At 64.1% G+C, this 24,853-nt stretch carries 23 protein-coding genes; 9 read left to right on the top strand and 14 right to left on the bottom strand.

From position 1 onward, the window contains the following. Positions 1-318: 318 nt before the first annotated feature. Entirely contained in the window at positions 319-1,338 is a 1,020-nt protein-coding gene (locus GGD66_RS36015) for an LLM class flavin-dependent oxidoreductase (RefSeq protein WP_183261432.1), read from the top strand. Positions 1,339-1,465: 127 nt separating this feature from the next. Here GGD66_RS36015 and GGD66_RS36010 read toward each other — a convergent pair whose 3' ends face one another. Then, entirely contained in the window at positions 1,466-2,326 is an 861-nt protein-coding gene (locus tag GGD66_RS36010) for a prephenate dehydratase (protein ID WP_183261430.1), read from the bottom strand. 38 nt (positions 2,327-2,364) lie between these two features. Next, entirely contained in the window at positions 2,365-3,105 is a 741-nt protein-coding gene (locus GGD66_RS36005; protein WP_183261428.1) for a 3-deoxy-manno-octulosonate cytidylyltransferase, read from the bottom strand. A gap of 233 nt (positions 3,106-3,338) precedes the next feature. Between GGD66_RS36005 and GGD66_RS36000 the strand changes: the two genes are divergently transcribed. From GGD66_RS36000 to GGD66_RS35975, 6 genes are all read left to right on the top strand, one after another. Further along, complete coding sequence (locus GGD66_RS36000) at positions 3,339-3,893, top strand: cytochrome c family protein (RefSeq protein ID WP_092254355.1); 555 nt, start codon at positions 3,339-3,341, stop codon at positions 3,891-3,893. Between the two features lie 211 nt (positions 3,894-4,104). Further along, positions 4,105-6,006, top strand: coding sequence for an extracellular solute-binding protein (locus tag GGD66_RS35995; RefSeq protein ID WP_092254357.1), 1,902 nt, complete (start codon positions 4,105-4,107; stop codon positions 6,004-6,006). A 14-nt stretch (positions 6,007-6,020) separates the two neighbouring features. Beyond that, positions 6,021-7,907, top strand: coding sequence for an extracellular solute-binding protein (locus GGD66_RS35990; protein WP_092254359.1), 1,887 nt, complete (start codon positions 6,021-6,023; stop codon positions 7,905-7,907). 2 nt (positions 7,908-7,909) lie between these two features. Then, positions 7,910-9,019, top strand: a complete 1,110-nt coding sequence (locus GGD66_RS35985) for a microcin C ABC transporter permease YejB (RefSeq protein ID WP_092254361.1) — start codon at positions 7,910-7,912, stop codon at positions 9,017-9,019. Then, on the top strand, positions 9,019-10,197 hold the full coding sequence (locus GGD66_RS35980) for an ABC transporter permease (protein WP_183261425.1): 1,179 nt from the start codon (positions 9,019-9,021) through the stop codon (positions 10,195-10,197). The genes GGD66_RS35985 and GGD66_RS35980 overlap by 1 nt, the downstream gene beginning before the upstream one ends. Positions 10,198-10,201: 4 nt before the next feature. Further along, positions 10,202-11,839, top strand: coding sequence for an ABC transporter ATP-binding protein (locus tag GGD66_RS35975; RefSeq protein ID WP_183261423.1), 1,638 nt, complete (start codon positions 10,202-10,204; stop codon positions 11,837-11,839). 67 nt (positions 11,840-11,906) lie between these two features. Here GGD66_RS35975 and GGD66_RS35970 read toward each other — a convergent pair whose 3' ends face one another. The 4 genes from GGD66_RS35970 to GGD66_RS35955 all read right to left on the bottom strand — a co-directional run bounded on the left by GGD66_RS35970 (position 11,907) and on the right by GGD66_RS35955 (position 14,860). Continuing rightward, positions 11,907-12,134: a hypothetical protein gene (locus GGD66_RS35970; RefSeq protein ID WP_092254363.1), complete on the bottom strand. Its 228-nt coding sequence runs from the start codon at positions 12,132-12,134 to the stop codon at positions 11,907-11,909. 36 nt (positions 12,135-12,170) lie between these two features. After that, the gene (locus tag GGD66_RS35965; protein ID WP_092254365.1) at positions 12,171-12,452 is read right to left on the bottom strand and encodes a hypothetical protein; all 282 of its coding nucleotides are present in this window, start codon (positions 12,450-12,452) and stop codon (positions 12,171-12,173) included. A 199-nt stretch (positions 12,453-12,651) separates the two neighbouring features. Further along, a complete protein-coding gene (locus GGD66_RS35960; RefSeq protein ID WP_092254366.1) occupies positions 12,652-13,494 on the bottom strand; it encodes a C40 family peptidase in 843 nt (280 codons plus the stop codon). Beyond that, complete coding sequence (locus tag GGD66_RS35955) at positions 13,487-14,860, bottom strand: M17 family metallopeptidase (protein WP_092254368.1); 1,374 nt, start codon at positions 14,858-14,860, stop codon at positions 13,487-13,489. The genes GGD66_RS35960 and GGD66_RS35955 overlap by 8 nt, the downstream gene beginning before the upstream one ends. Positions 14,861-15,060: 200 nt before the next feature. On the opposite strand from GGD66_RS35955, the gene GGD66_RS35950 reads away from it, so the two are divergent. Together GGD66_RS35950 and GGD66_RS35945 are read left to right on the top strand one after the other, a co-directional pair. Further along, the gene (locus tag GGD66_RS35950; protein ID WP_018318792.1) at positions 15,061-15,264 is read left to right on the top strand and encodes a hypothetical protein; all 204 of its coding nucleotides are present in this window, start codon (positions 15,061-15,063) and stop codon (positions 15,262-15,264) included. 237 nt (positions 15,265-15,501) lie between these two features. Then, on the top strand, positions 15,502-16,317 hold the full coding sequence (locus tag GGD66_RS35945; RefSeq protein ID WP_092254370.1) for a tetratricopeptide repeat protein: 816 nt from the start codon (positions 15,502-15,504) through the stop codon (positions 16,315-16,317). 75 nt (positions 16,318-16,392) lie between these two features. Here GGD66_RS35945 and GGD66_RS35940 read toward each other — a convergent pair whose 3' ends face one another. From GGD66_RS35940 to GGD66_RS35905, 8 genes are all read right to left on the bottom strand, one after another. Further along, complete coding sequence (locus GGD66_RS35940) at positions 16,393-17,367, bottom strand: type II secretion system F family protein (RefSeq protein ID WP_018318790.1); 975 nt, start codon at positions 17,365-17,367, stop codon at positions 16,393-16,395. 9 nt (positions 17,368-17,376) lie between these two features. After that, the gene (locus GGD66_RS35935; RefSeq protein WP_018318789.1) at positions 17,377-18,354 is read right to left on the bottom strand and encodes a type II secretion system F family protein; all 978 of its coding nucleotides are present in this window, start codon (positions 18,352-18,354) and stop codon (positions 17,377-17,379) included. 10 nt (positions 18,355-18,364) lie between these two features. Continuing rightward, a complete protein-coding gene (locus tag GGD66_RS35930) occupies positions 18,365-19,834 on the bottom strand; it encodes a CpaF family protein (RefSeq protein ID WP_183261421.1) in 1,470 nt (489 codons plus the stop codon). A gap of 21 nt (positions 19,835-19,855) precedes the next feature. Continuing rightward, positions 19,856-21,124 (bottom strand): AAA family ATPase, encoded by a 1,269-nt coding sequence (locus tag GGD66_RS35925; RefSeq protein WP_018318787.1) that lies wholly within the window; start codon positions 21,122-21,124, stop codon positions 19,856-19,858. Next, on the bottom strand, positions 21,121-21,855 hold the full coding sequence (locus GGD66_RS35920; RefSeq protein WP_183261419.1) for a CpaD family pilus assembly protein: 735 nt from the start codon (positions 21,853-21,855) through the stop codon (positions 21,121-21,123). Before GGD66_RS35920 ends, GGD66_RS35925 begins: the two co-directional genes overlap by 4 nt. A 20-nt stretch (positions 21,856-21,875) precedes the next feature. After that, a complete protein-coding gene (locus GGD66_RS35915) occupies positions 21,876-23,351 on the bottom strand; it encodes a type II and III secretion system protein family protein (RefSeq protein WP_179738062.1) in 1,476 nt (491 codons plus the stop codon). Positions 23,352-23,362: 11 nt separating this feature from the next. Beyond that, positions 23,363-24,160: a Flp pilus assembly protein CpaB gene (gene cpaB, locus GGD66_RS35910; RefSeq protein WP_183261417.1), complete on the bottom strand. Its 798-nt coding sequence runs from the start codon at positions 24,158-24,160 to the stop codon at positions 23,363-23,365. A 128-nt stretch (positions 24,161-24,288) separates the two neighbouring features. Then, on the bottom strand, positions 24,289-24,813 hold the full coding sequence (locus GGD66_RS35905; protein ID WP_028142098.1) for a prepilin peptidase: 525 nt from the start codon (positions 24,811-24,813) through the stop codon (positions 24,289-24,291). Positions 24,814-24,853 lie beyond the last annotated feature (40 nt).

Below are 24,853 nucleotides of genomic sequence, written 5' to 3'. Positions count from 1 at the left end.
AGGCGGTTTGATCGACAGCCCATCAATGATGGGAAATGGCCCACTTCTGCCAGCAATGGTGGAATTATTGAATGTCTAAGGGCTTGAGTGGGATGCCGGTATCCTCATAATAATTTGCTTATTTCAAATGGTTATAGAGGTTTTGATGGTTGTCTGAGGCAGACAGCATAGGTGGGCAGAATGGAATCAATGTTGCTATGGTTGCCTTTAGCCCACCATCTCGGTTCGATCCGGTGCCGCGGGCTCGCGGCCTGCACACGTCAGATCTGCGCAGCCGCCCCATTGTCGCCGCGCGGCCCTCCACTAGGTTAGCGCGCCATGATCCCGCTCTCCGTCCTCGATCTCTCCGTCGTCACCACAGGCACCAAGCCCGCCGCGGCTCTGCGCAACAGCATCGACCTGGCGCGCCATGTCGATGGCCTCGGCTATGTCCGGTATTGGCTCGCCGAGCACCACAACCTCGCCTCGGTCGCGAGCCCAGCGCCCGACGTCATGATCGGCCAGATCGCGGCGGTGACGAAGCATATCCGCGTCGGCTCCGGCGGGGTGATGCTGCCCAATCACGCGCCGCTGGTGGTGGCCGAGCGCTTCAAGATGCTGGAGGCGCTGTTTCCCGGCCGCATCGACCTCGGCCTTGGCCGGGCGCCCGGCACCGACGGAGCGACCGCTTATGCGCTCCGCAGCCGACTTGATCGCCGCGAGGGCGACGATTTCCTGGAGCGGCTGCACGAACTGATTCTGTGGGAGACCCGCGAATTTCCCGCAGGGCATCCCTACAACAACGTCGTCGCCATGCCCGACGACACCAAACTGCCGCCGGTCTGGCTGCTCGGCTCCAGCGATTATTCCTCGGAGCTCGCCGCACAGGTCGGCATGGGCTTCGCCTTCGCGCATCATTTTGCGTCCCACGATGCGGTCGATGCGATGGTGCATTATCGCAACCGCTTCCAGCCCTCGGCCTGGCGTGCGACGCCCCACGCGATCCTCGCGATCGCCGTCATCGCCGCCGATACCGACGAGGAGGCCGAACGGCTCGCCAGCTCGTTCGACCTCAACCGGCTGCGCCGCGACCGCGGTCAATATCTGCCGCTGCCGAGCGTCGAGGAGGCGGTGGCCTATCCTTACTCCGACTCCGAGCGCACCTCGATCCTGCGCAATCGCTCCCGCCTGTTCGTCGGCAGCCCCGCGACGGTGCAGAAGAAACTGCAGCCACTGATCGACGCGAGCAAGCCGGATGAGCTGATGGTGATCACGGCGGTGTACAATCACGAGGCGCGGAAGAAGTCGTATTCGCTGCTCGCGGAGGCGTTCGGGTTGGTGAAGCCGGCGGCCGTATAGGAGCTGCCGTGCCCCGGACGCAGCGCAACGCTCTTCAGCGATGCGCTGCAGAGCCGGGGCCCATCGCAGCCCCGGGTCGCGTGGCTCCTGGGTCCTGGCCCGCGCTTTGCGCGTCCGGGACACGAGATCAATCCTGCTGCGCCTCGTTGAACGTGGCGCGGAAGGGGTGGCCGGGATACACACCAACGATGCGGAATTCGCGCGAGAAGAATTTCAGCTCCTCGATCGCGAAGGCGAGGCCCTTGTCTTCAGGGTGGCCGTCGACGTCGGCGTAGAACTGCGTGGCGAAGAAATTGCCGTCGACCATATAGCTCTCGAGCTTGGTCATGTTGACGCCGTTGGTGGCAAAGCCGCCGAGCGCCTTGTAGAGCGCGGCCGGCAAATTGCGCACCCGGAACACAAAAGTCGTGACCAGCGGGCCGGAGCCTTGCGCGGCCCATTTCGGCTCGCGCGCCAGCACCACGAAACGCGTGGTGTTGTGCGCCTCGTCCTCGATGTCCTCGGCGAGGATGTCGAGGCCGTAGATCTTGGCGGCGAGACGGGAGGCGATCGCGGCCACCGTCTTGTCCTTGCGCTCGGAGATGTCGCGAGCACTGCCGGCGGTGTCGGCATGCACGATGGGCTTGATGCCGAGCTTGCGGATGATGCGCCGGCACTGGCCAAGCGCATGCACATGGCTCTCGACGCTCTTGATGTCGTCGAGCTTGGTGCCCTTCACCGCCATCAACTGATGCCGGACGGGCAAAAACCATTCACCGACGATGAAGAGGCCGGAGGCCGGCAAGAGATGATGGATGTCGGCGACGCGGCCGGCGACCGAATTCTCGATCGGGATCATGCCGAGATTGGCCTCGCCGGAGGAGATCGCCGACAGCGCGTCCTCGAAGGTGGCGCAGGGCATCGGCTCGGCGTCGGGATAGGCCTCGACGATGGCGATGTGGGAATTGGCCCCGGGCTCGCCCTGGAATGCGATCTTCATCTTGCTCATGTCTTAAAATGCTCCTGGGTCGGCCTTGTAACAGCGGCTCAGGATTTGGAAAGGATGCCGCGGGCGGTTTCCAGGTCCGCGGGCGTGTCGACCCCGCGGGGTACGGTGTCGACGATGGTGAAGTCGATGCGCATTCCCGCCTCGAGCGCCCGGAGTTGTTCGAGCTTCTCCTGCAATTCCAGCGGCGAGGGTGGCAGCGAAACGTAACGCTCCAGCGCCGCGCGGCGATAGGCGTAGAGGCCGATATGGTGGTAACGCGGTCCGTCGCCGGTCGGCGCGGTCGCGCGAGTGAAATAAAGTGCACGCATGCGCCTGCCGCCGAGCGAGGTTCCGATCGCCTTCACGACGCTCGGAGCGAGATCCTCCTCCTCGGTGTGGATCTGAGAGGCCAGCGTCGCGATGTCCACGGCCGGGTCTTGCAGGGGCGGCAGCACCTCGCGGATGTTGCCGATCGTGATCGTCGGGAAATCCCCCTGCAGATTGACCACGATCTCCGCCTTGCCGTCCGGATCGAGCTTCTGCATGGCCTCGTGGATGCGGTCGGAGCCGGAGGGGTGTGTCGGGCTGGTCATCACGGCCTCGCCGCCATGGGCCGCCACGACCGCAGCGATCTCGGGCGTATCGGTCGCGACCGCGACCCGGCCTATACCTGCGGCCTCGGCGCGGCGCAGCACGTGCACGATCATCGGCAATCCCGCGATGTCGGCGAGTGGCTTGCCGGGCAGGCGGGTGGCGGCCATGCGGGCCGGGATCAGCACCAGGATGCGAGGATCGATCATTGGGTCTAGAGATCTGAGGTCAAGAGCCTGAAAACGGGGCGTTTTCCGCGCCGAGAAATGGAGCGGGGACGGCCGAAAGCCGGGTCGCTTATACGGGTTGCCAGACCCCGGGCAAACCGATATCTCAATGGCAAAACTCGGGGAAACGATAAGGAACGTTTGATTCTCCCGAGGCTCGTCCTGGCGGCCGCCCGGCCGCTCGATCCTTCTTGCGGTGTGGGGCCTGGCCGGAAATGGACTCTTTCGAACTCAATAAAATCATGGGTGCCGTGCTTGGTACCTGTCTCTTTCTCTTGGTGACCAGCTTTACCGCCCAGGCTCTTTTCTCGCCCAAGATGCCGGAAAAGCCGGGCTTCGAGATCGCCGTGAAGGAAGACGCCGGCCACGGCAAGGAAGGCGGCGCTGCCGCCGCGGCCTCCGAGCCGATCGAAAAGTTGCTCCAGACCGCCTCCGTCGAAAAGGGCGCGGCGGCCGCCAAGAAGTGCGGTGCCTGCCACACTTTCGAGAAGGGTGGCCCGAATCGCGTCGGTCCGAACCTCTATGGCGTCGTCGGCGAGAAGAGGGGTGAGGGCCGCGGCGGCTTCAATTTCTCCGCTGCCATGAAGGGCAAGGGCGGGACCTGGACATTCGACGACCTCAACAAGTTCATTGCCAATCCGAAGGGCTTCATCCCGGGCACTGCGATGGGCTTCGCCGGTATTGCCAAGGATTCCGAGCGCGCCGATGTCATTGCCTATCTGAATTCGCTGTCAGAGCATCCTCAGCCGCTGCCGACCGCGTCGAAGTAAGCCTCAAGAACCCGATCTTGGAACATGCGGCCAGGCTGAAAAGCCTGGCCGTTTCCTTATCCGGGCCTCGCGGTGAGTTTATCGGGGCGTTTGGCCGCATCCGACGGGCCGTCCGGCCTTCCAAGATGAGGAAAAAGCAACATATTCGGTCGAAACCTCGCCTATATTGGGAACTTAAAGGAGTAGCCTCCTTCAAGACAGGAATGTTGATTTGGCCATCACCCGACGTGATCTCCTGCTCACCGGCACTGCGGCCGCAGCGCTCCCCGCCCTCGGTTCCGTAGCGGGCCTTTCCGTCGTCGGCAGTGCCGAGGCGCAATCGGCGAATGAGCTTCCCTGGCGCCATGCCTTGTCGCTGTTCGGAAAGGTCAAGTACCCCGCCGACTTCAAGCGCTTCGACTACGTCAATCCGGAAGCGCCCAAGGGCGGCGTCGCGCGCCAGATCGCCGTCGGCACCTTTGACAACCTCAACATCGTGGTATCGGGTGTGAAGGGCCAGGTCGCCGGTGCCGTCGCTTTCATCTATGAATCGCTCCTCACGCAGTCGCTCGACGAGGTCTCGACCGAGTACGGTGCGCTGGCCGAAGCCGTCAGCCACCCCGACGATTTCTCCTTCGTCACCTACCGCTTGCGGCCCCAGGCCAAATGGCACGACGGCAAGCCGGTCACCGCCGATGACGTGATCTTCTCGCTCGAGTCCTTCAAGAAGCACCATCCGATGTACTCGGCCTATTACAGCCATGTGGTGAAGGCCGAGAAGGTCAGCGAGCGCGAGGTGAAGTTCGTGTTCGACGCGCCGGGAAATCGCGAGCTGCCGCAGATCGTCGGGCAGCTCATCGTCCTGCCGAAGCATTGGTGGGAGGGGACTGACGCGCAGGGGCGCAAGCGGGACGTGTCCGCCACCACGCTCGAGGTGCCGCTCGGCTCCGGTCCCTACAAGATCAAGGATTTCGTCGCCGGACGGTCGATCGCTATGGAGCGCGTCAAGGATTATTGGGGCCGCGATTTGCCGGCCAATGTTGGCCGCAACAATTTCGACGAGCTTCGCTACGAATATTTCCGCGATGCCACCGTCGCGATCGAGGCCTTCAAGGCCGACCAGGTCGACTGGCGTACCGAGAACAGTGCGAAGAACTGGGCGACCGCCTACGACTTCCCGGCCGTGAGTGAGAAGCGCGTGATCCTCGAGGAATTCGCCAATCGCAGCTCAGGTGTCATGCAGGCTTTCGTGCCGAACCTGCGCCGCGGCAAGTTCAGCGATCCCCGCGTGCGGCGTGCACTTAACTACGCGTTCGACTTCGAGGAGATGAACAAGCAGATCTTCTACGGCCAGTACAAGCGCATCAGCAGCTATTTCGATGGCATCGACGAGCTCATGGCAACCGGCTTGCCGCAGGGCAAGGAGCTCGAGATCCTCGAGACCGTCCGCACCCAGGTGCCGCCCGAAGTCTTCACCACGGCCTACACCAATCCGGTCGGCGGCAGTCCGGAAGCCGTGCGCGACAATCTGCGCGAGGCGCTGCGCCTGTTCAAGGAGGCCGGCTACGAGGTGCGCGACCGCAAGCTGACCGACGTCAAGACCGGCGCGCAGTTCACGCTCGAACTGCTGAACTCGGATCCGAGCTTCGAGCGGATCACGCTGTTCTACAAGCCGTCCCTGGAGCGGCTCGGCATTGCCGTCAACGTGCGGACGGTCGACCCGACCCAGTACGAGAACAGGACGCGCGAGTGGGATTTCGACATCGTCACAAACTCGTGGGGCGAGTCGCAGTCGCCAGGCAACGAGCAGCGCGAGTTCTGGTCGACCAAGACGGCTGACATCGCCGGCTCGCGCAACATTGCGGGCATCAAGAATCCCGCAATCGACAAGCTGATCGAGCGGGTCATCTACGCTACCGATCGGGACGATCTCGTCGCGGCCACCAAGGCACTCGACCGCGTGCTGCTGTGGAATCACTACGTCGTGCCGCAATGGACTTATAACAAGGTGCGGACGGCACGCTGGGATCGCTTCGGCCGGCCGACGGAAATGCCGAAATACGGCCAATCCGGCTTCCCGTTCATCTGGTGGTACGACGCAGAGAAGGCGGCGCGGATCGCAAAGAAGTCGTGAAGGACATTCCCCGCATGACGCAGATGTCACGCCGCCACGTGCTGGCCCTCGGTGTCGGCGGCACCCTCGGGATGTCGCTGGGCGCGCAGCCGTGGCGCGGAGCGCATGCATCGGAAGCGGGGATCGAGGCTCACGGTATCTCGGCGTTCGGCGATCTCAAATATCCCGCCGACTTCCACCATTTCGACTACGTCAACGTCGATGCGCCGAAAGGCGGGACGTTCTCACTCATTCCGTCGGTGCGCGCCTACAACCAATCCTACCAGACCTTCAACTCGCTCAACGCCTTCATCCTGAAGGGCGACGGCGCTCAGGGCATGGACATGACGTTTGCGCCACTGATGGTGCGCGCAAGCGACGAGCCTGATGCGATGTACGGGCTTGCCGCCAAATCCGTGCAGATATCGCCGGACAAGCTGGTCTACCGCTTCACGATGCGGCCGGAGGCGAAATTCCACGACGGCACGAAGCTCACCGCGCATGATGCGGCGTTTTCGCTGATGACGCTGAAGACCAAGGGACATCCCCTGATCCTCGTGCAGCTGCGCGACATGGTCAGCGCAGAGGCGGTCGACGATGCAACGCTCGTCGTCACCTTTGCCAAGGGCCGGGCGCGCGACGTACCGCTCTATGCCGCCAGCCTGCCGATCTTCTCGAAGGCCTACTACGCGTCTCGCCCGTTCGATGAATCGTCGCTGGAGACCCCGCTGGGCTCCGGTCCGTACAAGGTCGGCAAGTTCGAGGTCAATCGCTATATCGAGTATGAGCGGGTGAAGGACTGGTGGGCTGCCGATCTGCCGCCCTGCCGCGGTACCTATAATTTCGATGTCGTGCGCTATGAGTTCTATCGCGACCGCGACGTCGCTTTCGAAGGGTTTACCGGCAAGAACTATCTCTACCGGGAAGAGTTCACCTCACGCATCTGGGCGACGCGATACGACTTCGCGGCCGTGAAGGATGGCCGCGTCAAGCTCGAGGTCGTGCCCGACGACACGCCGTCCGGCGCGCAGGGCTGGTTCATCAACACCCGGCGCGAGAAATTCAGAGATCCCCGCGTACGTGAGGCCCTGATCGACGCTTTCGACTTCGAATGGACCAACAAGACCATCATGTACGGCGCCTATGCCCGTACGGTGTCACCGTTCCAGAACTCCGATCTCATGGCTAGCAATGGCCCTCCGTCGCCGGAAGAGCTGAAGCTGCTCGAGCCATTCCGCGGGCAGGTTCCCGACGAGGTGTTCGCTGCGTCCTTCGCGCCGCCGGTTTCCGACGGATCGGGGCAGGATCGAGCTCTCTTGCGCAAGTCGCAGCAGCTGCTCAACGAAGCCGGCTTTCCGATCAAGGACGGCAAGCGAATGCTGCCGAGCGGAGAGGTGTTCAAGATTGAATTCCTGGCGGAGGAGCCCTCGCTCCAGCCGCATCACGCGCCGTATATCAAGAACTTGGGGACGCTCGGCATCGAGGCGAGTCTCCGCCTCGTCGATGCCGTGCAATATCGCTCGCGCGTGGAGGATTTCGACTTTGACATGACGATCCAGCGTTTCAGCATGTCGGCGACGCCGGGCGATGCCATGCGCGCGTTCTTCTCCTCGCAGGTCGCGAACACCAAGGGCTCGTACAATCTCGCGGGCGTCGCCAGTCCGGCCATCGACGCCATGATCGAAAAGATCATGGCGGCCGACAGCCGCGAGGAATTAACCATCGCCTGCCGCGCCTTCGACCGCCTGTTCCGCACTGGCCGCTATTGGGTGCCGCAATGGTACAACAAGACGCACCGGCTGGCTTATTGGGATCAGTTCGGTCACCCGCAAAAGCTGCCGCGTTATGCCAATGGCGTCGGCGCGCCCGACATCTGGTGGCATGAACCCGCCAAGGCGGCCAAGCTCGAGCAGGCGAAGTAGCCATGAGTGCCTATATCGCCCGCCGCATCCTCCTGATGATTCCGACGCTGCTCGGAATCCTCTTCGTGTCCTTCGTTGTCGTGCAGTTCGCGCCGGGCGGCCCGGTCGAGCGCGTGATCGCGCAGCTCTCCGGGGCCGACACCGGCGGCACTTCGCGGATTTCGGGCGGCAGCGACTTTGCGCAGCGCGCGCCCGGGCAAGTCGGGGCCGGTGGCGACGCCATCAACTCGAAATATCGCGGCGCGCAGGGCCTTGATCCTGACTTCATCAAGAAGCTCGAGGTGCAGTTCGGCTTCGACAAGCCGGCACCGGAACGCTTCGCCCTGATGGTCTGGAATTTCGCCCGATTCGATTTCGGCAAGAGCTATTTCCGCGACGTCAGCGTTCTGCAACTCATTAAGGAGAAGCTGCCGGTTTCGATCTCACTCGGCCTGTGGCTGACGCTGATCACCTATCTGATCTCGATTCCACTCGGCATCCGCAAGGCGGTGAAGGACGGCACGCGCTTCGACACCTGGACATCGACCGTTCTCGTGCTGGGCTATGCCATTCCCGGCTTTCTGTTCGCAATCCTCCTCATCATCCTGTTTGCCGGCGGTTCCTTCTTCAACTGGTTTCCGCTGCGCGGACTGACCTCCGACGGCTGGTCGCAGTTTCCCTGGTACTGGAAGATTATCGATTATTTCTGGCATCTGACGCTGCCGTTGATCGCCATGGGGTTAGGTGCCTTCACCACCATGACGTTCCTGACGAAGAATTCGTTCCTGGACGAAATCCGCAAGCAATACGTCATGACTGCGCGCGCCAAGGGCTGCGGCGAGGGCCGGGTGCTTTACGGCCACGTCTTCCGCAATGCGATGCTGATCGTGATCGCGGGCTTCCCCGGGACCTTCATCCACGCGTTCTTTTCGGGCTCGCTTCTGATCGAGACCATCTTCTCGCTCGACGGGCTGGGGCTGCTCAGCTTCGAGAGCGTGCTCAATCGCGACTATCCCGTGGTGTTCGGCACGCTCTACATCTTTTCGCTGGTCGGCCTCGTGATCAATTTGATCTCCGACCTCACCTATATGTGGATCGACCCACGGATCGATTTCGAGGCGCGGGAGGTCTAATGACGGTTACCGCGCCGACGCCGATCGAGACCACGACCCAGTCCCCGCTGGGCGAGGTCGTTCCGATCACGCGCAAGCCCTTCGCGCCTTCACCGCTCAACAGGCGGCGGTGGCAGAACTTCAAGGCCAATCGCCGCGGCTACTGGTCGTTCTGGATCTTCATCGCCCTGTTCGTGGTCTCGCTGTTCGCGGAGCTGATCGCCAACGATCGGCCTTTCCTGATCAAATTCGACGGTCGGCTCTATTGGCCCGCTTTCGTGACCTATTCGGAAACCACCTTCGGCGGTGACTTCGAAACCGCGGCCGACTATCGCGACCCCTATTTGCAGAAGCTGATCAAGGACAAGAACGGCACCATCGTCTGGCCGCTGATCCGCTATTCCTACGACACGCACAATCTCGACCTGCCGACGCCGGCGCCGTCGCCGCCGACCTGGATGCTGACCGAGAAGCAGTGCCAGCCGGTGGTGGAGAAGAAGGGGCTAAAGAGCTGCCGCGATCTCGAATATAACTGGCTCGGCACGGACGATCAGGGCCGCGACGTGGTTGCGCGGCTGATCTACGGCTTCCGCATCTCGGTGCTGTTCGGCCTTTGCCTCACGATCGTCTCGTCCGTCATCGGCATCGCGGCGGGCGCGGTGCAGGGCTATTTCGGCGGTCGGGTCGACTTGATCTTCCAGCGCTTCATCGAGATCTGGACGGCGATCCCCTCGCTCTATCTTCTCCTGATCCTGTCCTCGGTTCTCGTGCCCGGCTTCTTCGTGCTGCTTGGCATCCTCCTGCTGTTCTCCTGGGTCTCGCTGGTCGGTCTGGTGCGGGCCGAGTTCCTGCGCGGGCGGAACTTCGAATACATCCAGGCGGCGCGGGCGCTCGGCGTCTCCAATCCCGTCATCATGTTCCGCCATCTGCTGCCGAACGCGATGGTCGCGACCATGACGTTTCTGCCCTTCATCGTGTCGAGCTCGGTGATGACGCTGACGGCGCTGGACTTCCTTGGCTTCGGCCTGCCGCCGGGATCGCCTTCGCTCGGCGAATTGCTGTCGCAGGCCAAGGCCAATGTGCAGGCCCCCTGGCTCGGCTTCTCCGGCTTCTTCTCGGTCGCGAGCATGCTGTCGCTCCTGATCTTCATCGGCGAAGCGGTGCGCGACGCCTTCGATCCGCGCAAGACGTTCAGGTAAGGCCATGGATGCCATCAACCAGCCCCTGCTCAGCGTGCGCGACCTCTCGGTGGCCTTCCACCAGGGCGGCTCCACCACGCTCGCGGTCGACAAGGTCTCGTTCCAGATCAAGCGCGGCGAATGCCTGGCTTTGGTCGGCGAATCCGGCTCCGGCAAATCCGTCAGCGCGCTCTCGATTCTCAAGCTGTTGCCCTATCCGAACGCCTCGCACCCCTCGGGCAGCATCCGCTTCAAGGGGCAGGAGCTGATCGACCGATCCGAGCAGGAGATGCGGGAGATTCGCGGCAGCGACATCTCCATCATTTTCCAGGAGCCGATGACCTCGCTCAATCCGCTGCACACGATCGAGGCGCAGATCGGCGAGATCATCCAGCTGCACAATCCGACCAGCAATGCGGAGGCGCGCCGGCGGACGCTGGAATTGCTGACGCAGGTCGGCATTCCCGAGCCGGAGACGCGACTGAAGAGCTATCCGCATCAGCTCTCCGGCGGTCAGCGCCAGCGTGTGATGATCGCGATGGCGCTCGCCAATGAGCCCGATCTGTTGATCGCGGACGAGCCGACCACGGCGCTCGACGTCACCGTGCAGGCGCAGATCCTGGCGCTGCTCGCCGAGATCCGCTCGCGGCTCGGCATGAGCCTGCTCTTCATCACCCACGATCTCGGCATCGTGCGCCGCATCGCCGACACCGTCTGTGTCATGAAGAGCGGCGAGATCGTCGAGCAGGGGCCGGTCGAGCAGGTCTTCAAGAGCCCGAAACATCCCTATACGCGCGACCTGCTCGCGGCGGAACCGAAGCCCGATCCGGCGCCGCCGCAGCCGGGTGCCCCGGTGGTGATGTCCGCCAACGAGTTGAAGGTCTGGTTTCCGATCAAGCGCGGCCTGATGCGCAAGACCGTCGGCCACATCAAGGCGGTCGACGGCGTCAGCATCGCCGTGCGCAAGGGCGAGACGCTCGGTGTGGTCGGCGAGTCAGGCTCGGGCAAGACCACGCTGGGGCTGGCATTGCTGCGGCTGATCTCCTCGAACGGACGCATCGTGTTCCTGGGCAAGGACATCCAGGGCCTGCGCTTCAAGGAGATGCGGCCGTTCCGGCGCGACATGCAGATCGTGTTCCAGGACCCGTTCGGGTCGCTCAGCCCGCGCATGTCGGTCGCCGACATCATCGCCGAAGGTCTCTCCGTGCATCAGCCGGGGCTGTCGCGCGAGGAACGCGAGGCGCGCGTCGTCAAGGCGCTGGAAGACGTCGGGCTGAAGCCCGATACCCGCTACCGCTATCCCCACGAATTCTCCGGCGGCCAGCGCCAGCGCATCAGCATCGCGCGGGCCGTGGTGCTGGAGCCGGACTTCGTCGTGCTCGACGAGCCGACCAGCGCGCTCGACATGCTGTTCCAGGCGCAGATGGTCGATCTGTTGCGCGAACTCCAGCGCAAGCGCGAACTCACCTACATGTTCATCTCGCACGATCTACGCGTCGTCGCCTCGCTTGCGAGCCACCTGATCGTGATGCGCGGCGGCAAGGTCGTCGAAGAGGGACAGGCCGCCGAGCTATTCAAGAATCCGAAGACCGATTACACACGCGCGCTGTTCGCGGCGGCGTTCCGGCTCGAGACAGCGGGCAACGGGTCGGTGGCGACGTAGCCCGTCATCCCAGGCGAGCGACATCGCGGCGCCCTGAGCGTTTCACCGGAACAGGCCCGCCTTGATGTTACGCGGCGCGTTCCTTGTCTGACGCTTCCTCGACCCTGGTCGCAGTGTCTTCCAGGTTCTTGTCGTAATTGGCCTCGAGCCTCTCGATACTATCGGCCCACATCCTCAGCATTGAGACCTGGAAGTGCATCATCGGCTTCAAGGCATTCATGCCAATTGCTGTCGCTGCGGCGATGCGCCGTTGAGGGTCGCGCACGAAACGGTTTGCATTGGTGTCGTCTGCCATGCTGCTCGCTCCTTCGCTCTGGTGTCATGACCTAAGCTATCTGTCCTGTTGTGAACTGCTTGCTTCCAAGCGTTCGGCCAGAAGTTGATCTGCCGCGCGGCGCGCGCATTGGTCGTCATGCAGTTCATCCAGCTTTTTCAAGTAGGCGACCGCGGCTATCTGCAAGAGATCGAAATCGTCCTCGCAGGTGTCGCGAAGATTGGAGATGTAGCTGTAGAGGGCGGAACGCCTGTCGTCGTTCTCGCTGATGCCGCTATGGAGCAGCAAGTAGTTTCGCCAAGCGAACGCACACGCGCCTTCTCTGGCCTGAGAACTCATGGGCACCTCCCAAAGCCAAAGAAAGACTGACGCCGCGTTTCGTTCCGCAAATCACCTCAGATGTAACGTTGTTCCGTAGCTGCGCCGCAAGGTAAACCATTCTGCCAGTGCTAATGCGCCCGTTCCGTCCGCAACCGCGTCCGAAACCTGTTCGGATGCCGAGAAAAAAGATCGAGTACGATCCTCTCGATCCACGGCCCTAGAGCCGCTTGATCGCAACGACCTCGCTGCCGGCCTGCCTGATCCGCGCAATTGCCGGCTGGATCGGTTCGATCACCGTCGCCATGTGATACGCGTTGGCGTGAACCATGGTGCTGCCATCGCGCACGATGGCAACGTGGCCCTTCCAGAAGATCAGATCGCCGCGTAGCAAGCTGCTTCGCTCATGCGGCTCCAGTGCGCGGCCGAGACCGGCCAGTTGCATGTCGCTGTCGCGTGGGCAGCCGATTCCCGCCGATGTCAGCGAGACCTGGACGAGGCCGGAGCAATCGATGCCGAAACTGCTCTTGCCGCCCCAGAGATAGGGCGTGCCGACGAAGCGGTCGGCGACCGCAACGAAGTCCGGCTCGCGATGATCGAGCGGGGCGAGATGCGCCTTCGGCAGGTAACTGCCCTCGCGCGTGACGGCGAAGCTGCCGTCCTCGCGCGCCACAGCCAGCCTGGATCCCATCACGAGCGTGTCGGCCGGCGGCAGCTTGATCGAGGGGCCGGGGAAGGCGAACGTCCGCAGCGCGCTGACCACATGGGTCGGCGTCGCCGAGGGTTTCATGAGCGCTGCATCCGGCAGCCAGCCGACATAGCCGTCGCCATTGAGCTGGCCCCACGCCCAGCCCTCGCTGTTGCGGTCGTAGACCGTGACGCGTTCACCGCGCAATGCCTCCGTCATCAGCATCGCGCCCGAAGACGGCTGCTCGCGTACCGGCGCGACCGGATCAACCACCTCGAATTCTTCGCCGGCGACGAAGCGATCCGCCTCGACCTTGCCTTCGAGGTATTTCGCGGCGAGGTCGCCCCGCGCCGGTGTTAGTCGCGGATCATGCATAGCGCTCGCTCAGCAAAGTATAGATCGCGCGCGCGGCCTGGCACTCGCCGCCTTCGGGACGGGCCGGCTTTGCCGACGGTGTCCAGCCGTAGATGTCGACATGCAGCCAGCTCTTCGCGTGCTCGACGAAGCGTTGCAGGAACAGCGCGCAGGTGATCGAGCCGGCAAAGCCGCCGGATGGTGCGTTGGTGATGGTGGCCGTCTTGGAGTCCAGCCACGCATCGTAAGCCGGCCACAGCGGCATGCGCCACAACGGATCGTTCTCCTGCACCGCACAGCGCGCGACATCGGCGGCAAGGCTCTCATCATTGGTGTAAAAGGGCGGTAAATCCGGTCCCAGCGCGACACGCGCGGCGCCGGTCAGCGTGCCCAGATCGATCAGCAGATCGGGCTTTTCCTCATCGGCCAATGCCAGCGCGTCGGCGAGCACCAGCCGGCCTTCGGCGTCGGTATTGCCGATCTCCACCGTGATGCCCTTGCGCGAGGTGAAGATGTCGAGCGGGCGGAAGGCGTTGCCGGCGACCGCGTTCTCCACCGCTGGAATCAGCACGCGCAGCCGCACCTTCAGCTTCGCATCCATCACCATGCGCGCCAGCGCCAGCACGTTGGCGGCGCCGCCCATGTCCTTCTTCATGATCAGCATGCCGCTCGACGGCTTCAGGTCGAGCCCGCCGGTGTCGAAGCAGACGCCCTTGCCGACAAGCGTCACCTTGGGATGATCTGGATCGCCCCAGCCGATGTCGATCAGCCGCGGCGCGCGGCTGGAGGCCATGCCGACGGCGTGGATCAGCGGGAAGTTCTTCTCCAGATCGTCGCCGACGGTGCAGGCGAAGCTTGCGCCGAACTCCGCGGCGAGGTCTTGCGCGGCGGCGGCCAGCTCCGCCGGCCCCATGTCGTTGGACGGCGTGTTGATGAGGTCGCGCGCGAGCATCGCCGCGTCAGCGATCCGCTCGATTTCGGCCGCATCGACGCCATCAGGCGGCACCAGCCGGACGTCGGGCCTGTCAGCCTTGCGGTAGCGCGCGAACCGGTAGCGCCCCATCGCAAAAGCGAGCGCCGCCAGCCGTGCATCGTGGGGTGCATTGGCAAAGCGATAGATACCCGGCGGCAGCAGGCCGGGCAGGGCGCCGGGCCGGAACAGGTCGCGCGATCTTGCCCCCTCGTCCTCGAGGCCGAACAGCACCTGCGCGATTGCGCCATCGGGCGCAGGCAGTGCCAGATAGGCGCCCGGCTTGGCGGCAAAGGCGCATGCCGCAGCGAACGCGCGTTGCGGCGGCGGCAACGCCTCGGCGACCTGATCCCAGCTCGATTTGGTGACGAAGGTGATCGGGATGGCGGCGGAAGACGTCTCGAAGACAGAGGGCATTGGCGGGTCCGGATCGTCAGATCGAACGGGTTATGCGAACGGATGAGACTTCGCAGAGTTTCGCCGCCGCTGCAATCGGCTTTGCTGTCGCCGTTCAGCGAGCCGCTACTCGCGGCGAAGGGGCCATGCTAGGTTCCGGCAACGGTCGCCAGAGTTGGAGATCAGGCGACCGACGACAAGGCGCGCCGGGAGGAAATGCAATGGAATTTGTGTGGAGCGTGGTCACGTTCATTGGCGAGGCCATCGAGGCGATTTTCGGCTATGTCGAGCACCACCATTGGATCTTCGCGTTCCTCGCCGGCGGCTACGTCTTCTATCTCCACGACCGCTCGGTCCACGCACGGTTCGATGCGCTCGACAGGCGCGTCGACGAAATCCGCAAACGGCTTGCCATCGAATATTGATCGGGCGAGACGAAAACCGTCGTCGCACGTATCTCGTATCTCGTGTTGAGAGCTGGCGTTCGCGCGAGCGGCCTTCGACCTGCTGCTGCTGGATTCCCAACGCGCAAGCCTGACGACGCTTGCGAGCGGGAATATCGACGAGAGCACGGCCCGGGAGCGGTGTTAACCGGCCGTTAGGGTTAACAGTCTATTGCTGGCGCGTTCGGCTCGATCAATCGGCTCGAGAGTCAAAGCGTCATGCGTCTACGGTTCAGTCTTCCTCGGCTTCTTGCGTCCACCTCGCTGGTCGCGGCGGTGGCCATGGGTCTCGGCGGCTGCACGGGCATGTCGAAGCTCTCCGACGTGACGGGCTCGATCGGCGGGCCACGGGCAGAGGCGGCTCCCACCGATCCGGCGCGCGCCGTCGAGGTCTATGGCGAGCGCTACCGCGCCAATCCCAAGGATGCCGATGCCGCGCTCGCCTACGGTCAGGCATTGCGCGCCAACGGTCAGCGCGCCCAGGCCGCCGCCGTGCTCGAGCAGGCGACCATCGCCAATCCCGGCAACAAGGCGCTGCTCGCCCAATACGGCCGCGCCCTCGCCGACAACGGTAATTTCCAGCAGGCCTACGACGTGCTGTCGAAAGCGCATTCGCCTGACAATCCGGATTGGCGCCTGCTTTCGGTGCAGGGCACCGCGCTGGACCAGATGGGTCGTCACGAGGAAGCGCGCTCCTACTACGCGAGCGCGCTCAAGATCGCACCGGGTGATCCCGGTGTGCTCTCTAATCTCGGCCTGTCCTACATGTTGTCGAGAGACCTTCCGAAGGCCGAAGAGGTGCTACGGCAGGCCTACGCCTCGCCGCGTGCGAGCATCCGGGTGCGGCAGAATCTCGGTCTTGTCGTCGGTCTGCAGGGTCGCTTCGCCGAAGCCGAGACCATCGTGAAGGCGGATCTGCCACCGGATCAGGCCGCGGCCAACGTCGCCTATCTCAAGGAGATGCTCAGCCGCAGCGACGCTCCCCGTGGCGCACCGAAGCGGACGCCGGTCGCCTCGCTCAGCCAGCCCGATTGATCCGAGCTGATCGTCTCTTCTATCGTCTCATGCTGAAAGCGGACCGCGAGCCGCGTGCGCGACCCGCGTCTTGCGTCATTGCATCTCGGAGATCTTGATGCCGGTCGGTCCGAGAATGACGACGAACAGCACGGGCAGGAAGAACAGGATCATCGGCACGGTCAGCTTCGGCGGCAGGGCGGCAGCCTTCTTTTCGGCCTCGTTCATGCGCATGTCGCGATTTTCCTGCGCCATGACGCGCAAGGAATGTCCGAGCGGGGTGCCGTAACGCTCCGCCTGCTGAAGCGCGAGACACACCGACTTGACGCCCTCGAGTCCGGTGCGTCGCGCCAAATTCTCGTAAGCGACCTTGCGATCCTGCAGATAGGATAATTCGGCCGTGGTCAGCGTGAACTCCTCCGACAGTGCGATCGACTGTCCCACGATCTCGGTGGCGACTTTCCGGAACGCCATCTCGACCGACATGCCGGATTCGATGCAGATCAGAAGCAGGTCGAGCGCATCGGGAAAGGCGCGCTTGATCGAGAGCTGGCGCTTGGAGATCGCATTCCTGAGGAACAGCATCGGCGCCTGGAGGCCCAGATAGGCGGCGCCGATGCAGATGCCGATCTTGATCGGCATGCCCTGCTGAAGATGCGCGATCAGGAAAACGTAGATGACCGAGCCGATAAAGAGCACCATCGGCGTGACCATGCGGGCAAACAGGAATGTGATGTAGGGCGCCTGACCGCGGTAACCCGCCATGATCAGCTTGTCGCGGGCGGCTTCCTGCGCGAGCCATTTGGTGAGGTTGAAGTCCTCGACGACCTTGGAGACGAGCTGCTTCGGCGTCTGGCGCAGCGTGACCTTTTCATTCTTGTGAAGGCGCTCACGCTCCCGCTGCCGGATGCGCTCGCGCTCGCTCGCCACCGCCTTCATGCGTTTGGAGAGGCCTTCGCCGGCGAACAGCGGCATCACCAGCGTATAGACGGTGGCGCTGGCGGCAATGGCCGCCAGCATCATGGTCATGAAGTGGACGTCATGTAGTTTCGCGACGAGAAACTGGACCATACTGCACCGTCAGAAATCGAAATTGATCATTTTCTTCATCACCATGATGCCGACCGCCATCCAGACGACGCAGCCGACCAGCATGAGCTGGCCGGTGGGATGGGTCCACAGCACCGAGATGTAATGTGGCGTCGTGAGATAGACGAGGAACATCACGATCGGCGGCAGCGAGCCGATGATGCCGGCCGAGGCCTTGGCTTCCATCGACATCGCCTGGATCTTTTCCCTCATCTTCTTGCGGTCGCGCAGCACCTTGGAAAGGTTGCCGAGCGCTTCGGAGAGGTTGCCGCCGGATTTCTGCTGGATCGAGATGACGATGCCGAAGAAGTTGGCCTCCGGCAACGGCATGCGGTCATAGAGCCGCGAGCAGGCCTCGCCGAGCGGCATGCCGATCGCCTGGGTCTCGATGATCGCCAGAAACTCGCTGCGCAGCGGCTCGGGCGCGTCGGCCGCGACGACCTTGATCGATTCGAACAAGGGCAGGCCCGCCTTGATGCCGCGGACGATGACGTCGACCGCGTCGGGCAGTGCTGCCAGGAACTTGGCCTCGCGCCGCTTTTTCAGGAAGCCCAGCGCCCAGCGCGGCAGGCCGAACCCGCCGGCAAAGGCGAGGCCGGCAGCACCGATCAGGCCGCCGCCGGCAAACAGAGCGGCTGCGAAGAACGCGCCCGCCACGACGGCGGAGACGATCCAGAATTTCTGCGGCGTCCAATCGAGCCCCGCCTGCGACAGGCGGACGGGGAGCGGAGCGCTCTTCTCCTGCAGGCGTCGCGCCTCGAGATCCTTCAGCGTGGTCTCGACCTGCTCGCGGCGCGAGCGCTGGGTCTTCTCGGCCTGGCGGGCCGTGGGCGCCTCGGCGCGCGAGATCGAAGCGCGGCGGCTTTCGGCCTTTCGTTCCCCGGACAGCAGCGGATAGAGGAAGACCCAGGCGATGCCGCCGACCGCCGCGGTGGCAAGGAATGCGAGGGCGAGGACCTGCATGTTCATGCTGAACGGCTCACGTCTTCGGCGCGACTTCCGCCGCGTCCAGCGCAGCGGCAAGGCGCTTCTCGTCGCCGTAATAGCGGGCGCGTTCCCAGAATTTCGGACGGCCGATGCCGGTCGAGCGGTGCCGGCCGATGATCTTGCCGTTGGCGTCCTCGCCGACCATGTCGTAGAGGAAGATGTCCTGGGTGATGATGGTGTCGCCTTCCATGCCCATCACCTCGGTGATGTGGGTGATGCGGCGCGAGCCGTCGCGCAGGCGCGCAGCCTGGACGATCACGTCGATGGAGGCGCAGATCATCTCGCGGATGGTGCGTGAGGGAAGCGAGAAGCCTCCCATCGTGATCATGGATTCGCAGCGCGACAGGGCTTCGCGCGGGTTGTTGGCGTGCAGCGTGCCCATCGATCCGTCATGGCCGGTGTTCATGGCCTGGAGCAGGTCGAATGCCTCGGGTCCGCGAACCTCGCCGACGATGATGCGTTCGGGGCGCATACGCAGGCAGTTACGCACCAGCTCGCGCATGGTGATCTGGCCCTCGCCCTCGATGTTGGGCGGTCGGGTTTCCAGCCGCACCACGTGAGGCTGCTGGAGCTGGAGCTCGGCGGCGTCCTCGCAGGTGATGATGCGCTCGTCATGCTCGATATAGTTGGTCAGGCAGTTGAGCAGCGTGGTCTTGCCGGAGCCGGTGCCGCCGGAGATCAGCACGTTGCAGCGGACGCGACCGATGATCTGGAGGATTTCAGCGCCTTCCGGCGAGATGGCGCCGAACTTGACCAGCTGATCGAGCGTCAGCTTGTCCTTCTTGAATTTGCGGATGGTGAGCGTGGGGCCGTCGATCGACAACGGCGGCACGATGGCGTTGACGCGGGAGCCGTCGGCGAGGCGCGCGTCGCAAATCGGCGAGGATTCGTCGACGCGCCGGCCGACCTGGCTGACGATGCGCTGGCAGATGTTGAGGAGCTGCTGGTTGTCGCGGAAGCGAATTCCCGTGCGCTGGATCTTGCCGGCGACTTCGATGTAGACGGTGTTGGCGCCGTTGACCATGATGTCGGCGATGTCGTCGCGCGACAGCAGCGGCTCGAGCGGACCGTATCCGAGAACGTCGTTGCAGATGTCGTCGAGCAGTTCCTCCTGCTCGGCGATCGACATCACGATGTTCTTGATCGCGATGATCTCGTTGACGATGTCGCGGATTTCCTCGCGCGCGGACTCCGAATCGAGCTTGGCGAGCTGAGCGAGGTCGATCGCCTCGATCAGCGCGCCGAAGATGGTCGCCTTGACCTCGTAATAATTGTCCGACCGCCGGCTCTCCATGGCCGGAGGCGGCGGCGCCTTGGCAGGCGCAAGCGGCGGCGAGGCGACGACCGGCGGAGGCGGGGCGCGCGACACCGTCGGCGCCGGAGCCTGGGCAGGCTCGGGCGACACGGCGCCGGGCTTGGGCGCCCGAAGGTCGGTGTCTGTTCCGCTACGCTTACCGAACACTTAACAACTCCATGCGGCGGCTTATTTTCCCCGCAACTTGTCAATCAGGGGTGAAAGCAGGGACGACTTTTGTTTCTTGGTTTCGCTGCGGCCGGTCAGGCGCTGGGCGATCTGAAGAAACATCTCGATCGACTTGTGGTTGGCGGAGATCTCCGCGATCATCTGGCCGTTGTTGGCGGCCGAGCCGAAGATCTGCGGCTCGAACGGGATCGAGACGATCGGCTGGCTCTCGATCGCCTTGGCGAACTCCGCGGCGGCGATTTCGGGGCGCTTCGGCACGCCGACCTGGTTCAGGCAGTAGAGCGGAGGCCGGTCGTTGGGGCGCGCGGCCTTCAACAGATCGAACAGGTTCTTGGTATTGCGCAAATTGGCGAGGTCGGGCGCGGCCACGATCAGGATGTCGTCCGCCCCGATCAGCGCGCGCTTGGTCCAGCCCGACCATTGGTGCGGAATGTCGAGCACGATGCAGGGCATGGTGGAGCGCAGGGTATCGAACACGGCGTCGAAGGCGTCGGTGCCGAAATCATAGACCCGGTCGAGCGTCGCCGGCGCCGCCAGCAGGCTGAGATGGTCGGTGCATTTCGACAGCAGGCGGTCGATGAAGGCGGTGTCGACGCGATCGGGCGAGAACACGGCGTCGGCAATGCCCTGCGGCGGGTCCTGGTTGTAGTCCAGCCCGGCGGTGCCGAAGGCGAGGTCGAGATCGGCGACGACGGCGTCCATGGCGAGGTCGCGCGCGATCGCCCAGGCGACATTATGGGAGATGGTGGAAGCCCCGACGCCGCCCTTGGCGCCGACCACGGCGATGATGCGGCCGACCGCCTTGGCTTCCGGGGCGGAGAACAGGTTGCAGATCGAGCGCACGACGTCGATCGCGCCGACCGGCGCGAGCACGTAGTCGCTGACACCGCGGCGCACCAGCTCACGGTAGAGTGTGACGTCGTTGATCCGGCCGATCACGACCACGCGGGTGCCGGCGTCGCAGACGGTGGCGAGCTGGTCGAGCCCGCCCAGCAGGTCGTTGCGTCCGTCGCTTTCGAGCACGATGACGTTCGGCGTCGGGGCCGAGCGGTAGGCCTCGGTTGCAGCGGCCATGCCGCCCATCTGGATCTTCAGATGGGCCTTGCCGAGGCGGCGGTCTTCGCCGGCCGACTGGACCGCGGCGGCGGTTTCCACGGTCTCGCAGAAAGCCTGGACCGAGACGCGCGGCGCGGGCGCAATATGCTCCTCGACCGGCGGAGGAGCTGCATCCGGCTGCTCTTCGTGTGTCTGGCGAGCGTAGCTGATCATTTGCCGGTGTCGCTGAGCTTGGCCTTGTCGGCCTCGGGATAGGTGGTCGCCGTCGTGAGACCCTTGCGATATTTCTCGAGAGCGGTGATGCGCCGCGCCGTGTAGGACGGAGTTTCAGGCCGCGGCTGCTCGAGGTCCGACGGATTGTCGACCATCGCTGCGAGGTTGCGCTGATAGGCGCAGCCGTAATTGTAATAGTCCTTGTTCTCGAACCATCTCTTGTTCTTGATCGAAGGGCCGACGTCCTCCGGCCACAGGCCGCAGGGACCCGCGACCGCGGCGATCTTGGAATAAGTGAGCCGGATCGGCGGCAGGAAGCGCCTGTCTTCCGGCTGGTAGGGGCGAACGTTGACGCCGCGCGGCGGAACGCCTGCTCCCGCCAGCATCGCCTGGATTTCACGCATCGTGTCCGCGACCGGACGCGCATTGGGCGTACCGGACGGCACGTCGATATGGATGGCGCCCGTGCCTTCGTGCAACCATGCCGATGCGACACCCATCACGTCCGCGCGCTGGGCGGCGGTCAATCCGCCGCGGGCATGGCCGACGAAGACGACGATCGAACGATTTTGCTCTTCGATCGCGATCGGATGGCGCTGCTTGTAGTCGTCGGGAATGGAGGCCGTGACGGCTTCGTCATGCTGGCACCCGCCGAGCGCGAGCGCCATGCCAACGAGCGCGCCACCGAGACGGATGGCGCGTTTGCGAAGCTGGGGTGGTCTTGTGATCATCGTGAAGTCCCCGTTCCGCCTCAGTCGGTGATGAAGCCGTAGGTGCCGCGGTAGTTCTTGGCCGGTTCGGTCCGGCCGGGCACGCCGTAAAGGCGGTTGATGTTGCCGAGCAGCTGGGCCTGTGGATCCGCAGGCGGGGCGAAGCCGTCATCCGGCCGCGACAGGTCCTTTGGCGCCACCGCGCGAACGACATAAGGCGTCACGATCACGACCAGCTCGGTCGCGTTGTTGACGAAGTCGCGGCTGCGGAACAGCGTGCCGAGGACCGGGAGCTGCATCAGTCCCGGCAATCCGCTGATGGCCTGCTTGGTCTGCTGCTGGATCAGGCCGGCCATCGCCATCGCGCCGCCGGAGGGAATTTCCAGCGAGGTCTCGGCACGGCGGGTCCTGATCGAGGGCACCGTCACCGAGTTCACCGAGGTCGAGGTCACGGCCTGCGACAGCGTGATCGCATTCTCGTTCGACAGCTCCGAGACCTCGGTCATCACCCGCAGGCTGATCTTGCCTTCGCTCAGCACCACGGGGGTGAAGTTGAGCGAGATGCCGAACTTCTTGAAGCTGATCTGGGTGGTACAGACATGCGTGGTGGGATCGCACGCATAGCCCGCCGGCACGGGGAATTCGCCGCCAGCGATGAACGTTGCCGATTCACCGGAGATCGCGGTCAGGTTCGGTTCGGCCAGCGTCCGGATCACGCCAGCGGTTTCCATCGCGCGCAGGGTGGCCTGCACCGACGGCGCCGCGCCGAACTTCGTGGTCAGATTGTTGCCGTCCACGAGGTTGTGGCCGAGAGCGGTGAACGGATTCGAGTTGGAGAAGCTCACCACCGACGTGCCGTAGTTGAGGTTCGCGGTCAGGTCGATGCCGAGCTGCTTGACGATGTTGCGCTGGACTTCGGCCACCGTCACCTTGAGCATGACCTGGTCACGGCCGCGGACCACGATCGAGTTCACGACCTTGTCGGCGCCGCCGGCCAGGCGCGCGGCGAGGTCATTGGCCTGCTGCGCTTCCATCGGGTTCGCCGCCGTGCCGGTCAGGACGATGCCGTCGCCGAGTCCGTCGATCTGGATGTCTGAATTCGGCAGGACCTGCTTCAGCGCCGCCCGCACACCGTTGAGGTCGCGCTTGACCGCGATGTCATAGGCCGCGATCTGCTGGCCTGCAGAATCGAAGAACACGATGTTGGTCTGGCCGAGCGCGGCGCCGATGATGTAGGCGCGCTGCGCCGAGCGGACCACCGCATTGGCGATCTTGGGGTCAGCGACCAGCACGTCCTTGATGTCGCGCGGAAGGTCGATCACCACGGACTTGCCGATGCCGAGCGAAAGGAAGCGGGCGTTCATCTGACCGTCGGCGGCGACCGCCGCGCCGGGGCGATAGTCGGCGGCGACCACGGGGGTCAGCACCGGGTTGAATGCCAGCGCGAAGGCGGCCGAAAACGACAGGGCGCGGACCATGGCGGTTCGCATCGTCGCTGAATCTGCCCTGCATTTCATGTCGCCTGTCCTCATCGTGCTTTCGCCGTCGAGCTCGGGATGCCGTAGCGAATGATCGAGACGCCGTCGCGCTTCTGGGCGGATTCGTCGAGCGTGATCTCGCTCATCTTGACGTCGGCAATGCTGCGCAGCGCCAGCGAGAGCGTTCCGGCCTGACGGGCCGAGGAAAGCGCCTGGGTCTGTGCGGAAGTGAGTTCCAGGGTCACGGTCTTGCCGACCACGGTGTTCTGGCCGTCCTTTTCCTTCGGAGCCTGGTCGATGGCGAGGACGCGCACGTTGACCAGGATGATCTCGGACGTGACGACGTCCTGGCCCCCGGCGGTCTGGTCCGGGTTCTTGAGGCGGCGTGTCAGCAGGACATCGACGCGGTCATTGGGCAGGATGAAGCCGCCTGCGCCGGTCTCCGGCGAGATTTCGGTCGAGATGGCCCGCATGCCGCTGGGCAGGATGGCCGCCATGAATCCGGAGCCCTCGGCCTTGACCAGCTTCTGGTCGCGGATTGGCTCACCCTGAATGAAGGGGGCGCGCGCGATCGAACCGGTCACCTGGGTCACGCCCTCGGGACGCTCGTTGCGGCGAATGAAGGTGGCGCTGGCGGTCGCGGCCGGCCAGGTCTGCCATTGCACATCTTCCGGCTTCACGGTCTGGCCGAGGCCGATGTCGTTCTTGGCCACGAGGACGTCGACGGTCGGAAGCTGCGCGACCGGGGCCGGAGGCGGCGCAGAATTGTCCGAGCCGCTCGCCAGGTACGCGGCGACACCGCCGGCGCAGATGGCGACCGCCAGGACGACAATGCGTGCCCTATTCATACGCTTCACTTTCCAACAAAACGCCGCGACGCTGCCGCCGCCGTAATCGGCAGTTGACCAGCTATTCGTCAAAGCATGGTTAATGAGGCGTATCTAAATCGCCTTAACGCCGGGTTTACCCGGTGCGTTCAGCGCAGCGCGAGGTGAGCGAGATCAATCGCCTTCACCCATTCGGTCTCCGGATAGACCATCAGCGCACTCAGTGCGAGCGCGATGCCATAGGGGATGCCGCTCTCCTTGGCATGCAGCCGGGCGAGCCAGGCCTGACCCGCCAGTCCGTAGGGCAGCGGCCATTGCCGGAACTGGAGCAGGAGCAGCGTCAGCGCCCCGCCGAACAGCGAGGCGTAGAGCAGGAAGTTCATCAGCTGTGCGAAGCCGAACCAGAGCGCGACGGAGGCTGCGACCTTGGCGTCGCCGCCGCCGACCCAGCCCATCGCAAAGCAGGTGAAGGCGATGACCAAAAGAAGCGCGCCGGCGCCGACATGACTGAGCATCTCGTAAGGTGCCATGCCACCGGCGAGGGCAAGCGCGAAGAAGCCGGCGACCAGCGCCAGCGACACGCGGTTCGAGATCGTCATCGTGAAGAGATCGCTCGCGGCAGCGAACGCCATCAGGGCCGGGAAGAGCAAAAGGCGCGCAAGGTCGAGGATCATGGGCTGCGTCTTGAGGCCTGGGTTTGCCGCGGGAACTGGC

The sequence above is a fragment of the Bradyrhizobium sp. CIR48 genome, from assembly GCF_014198315.1.
Taxonomy (GTDB): domain Bacteria; phylum Pseudomonadota; class Alphaproteobacteria; order Rhizobiales; family Xanthobacteraceae; genus Bradyrhizobium.
The sequence above is the reverse complement of the archived record's forward strand: the minus strand, read 5'-3'. Positions and strand labels throughout refer to the sequence as shown.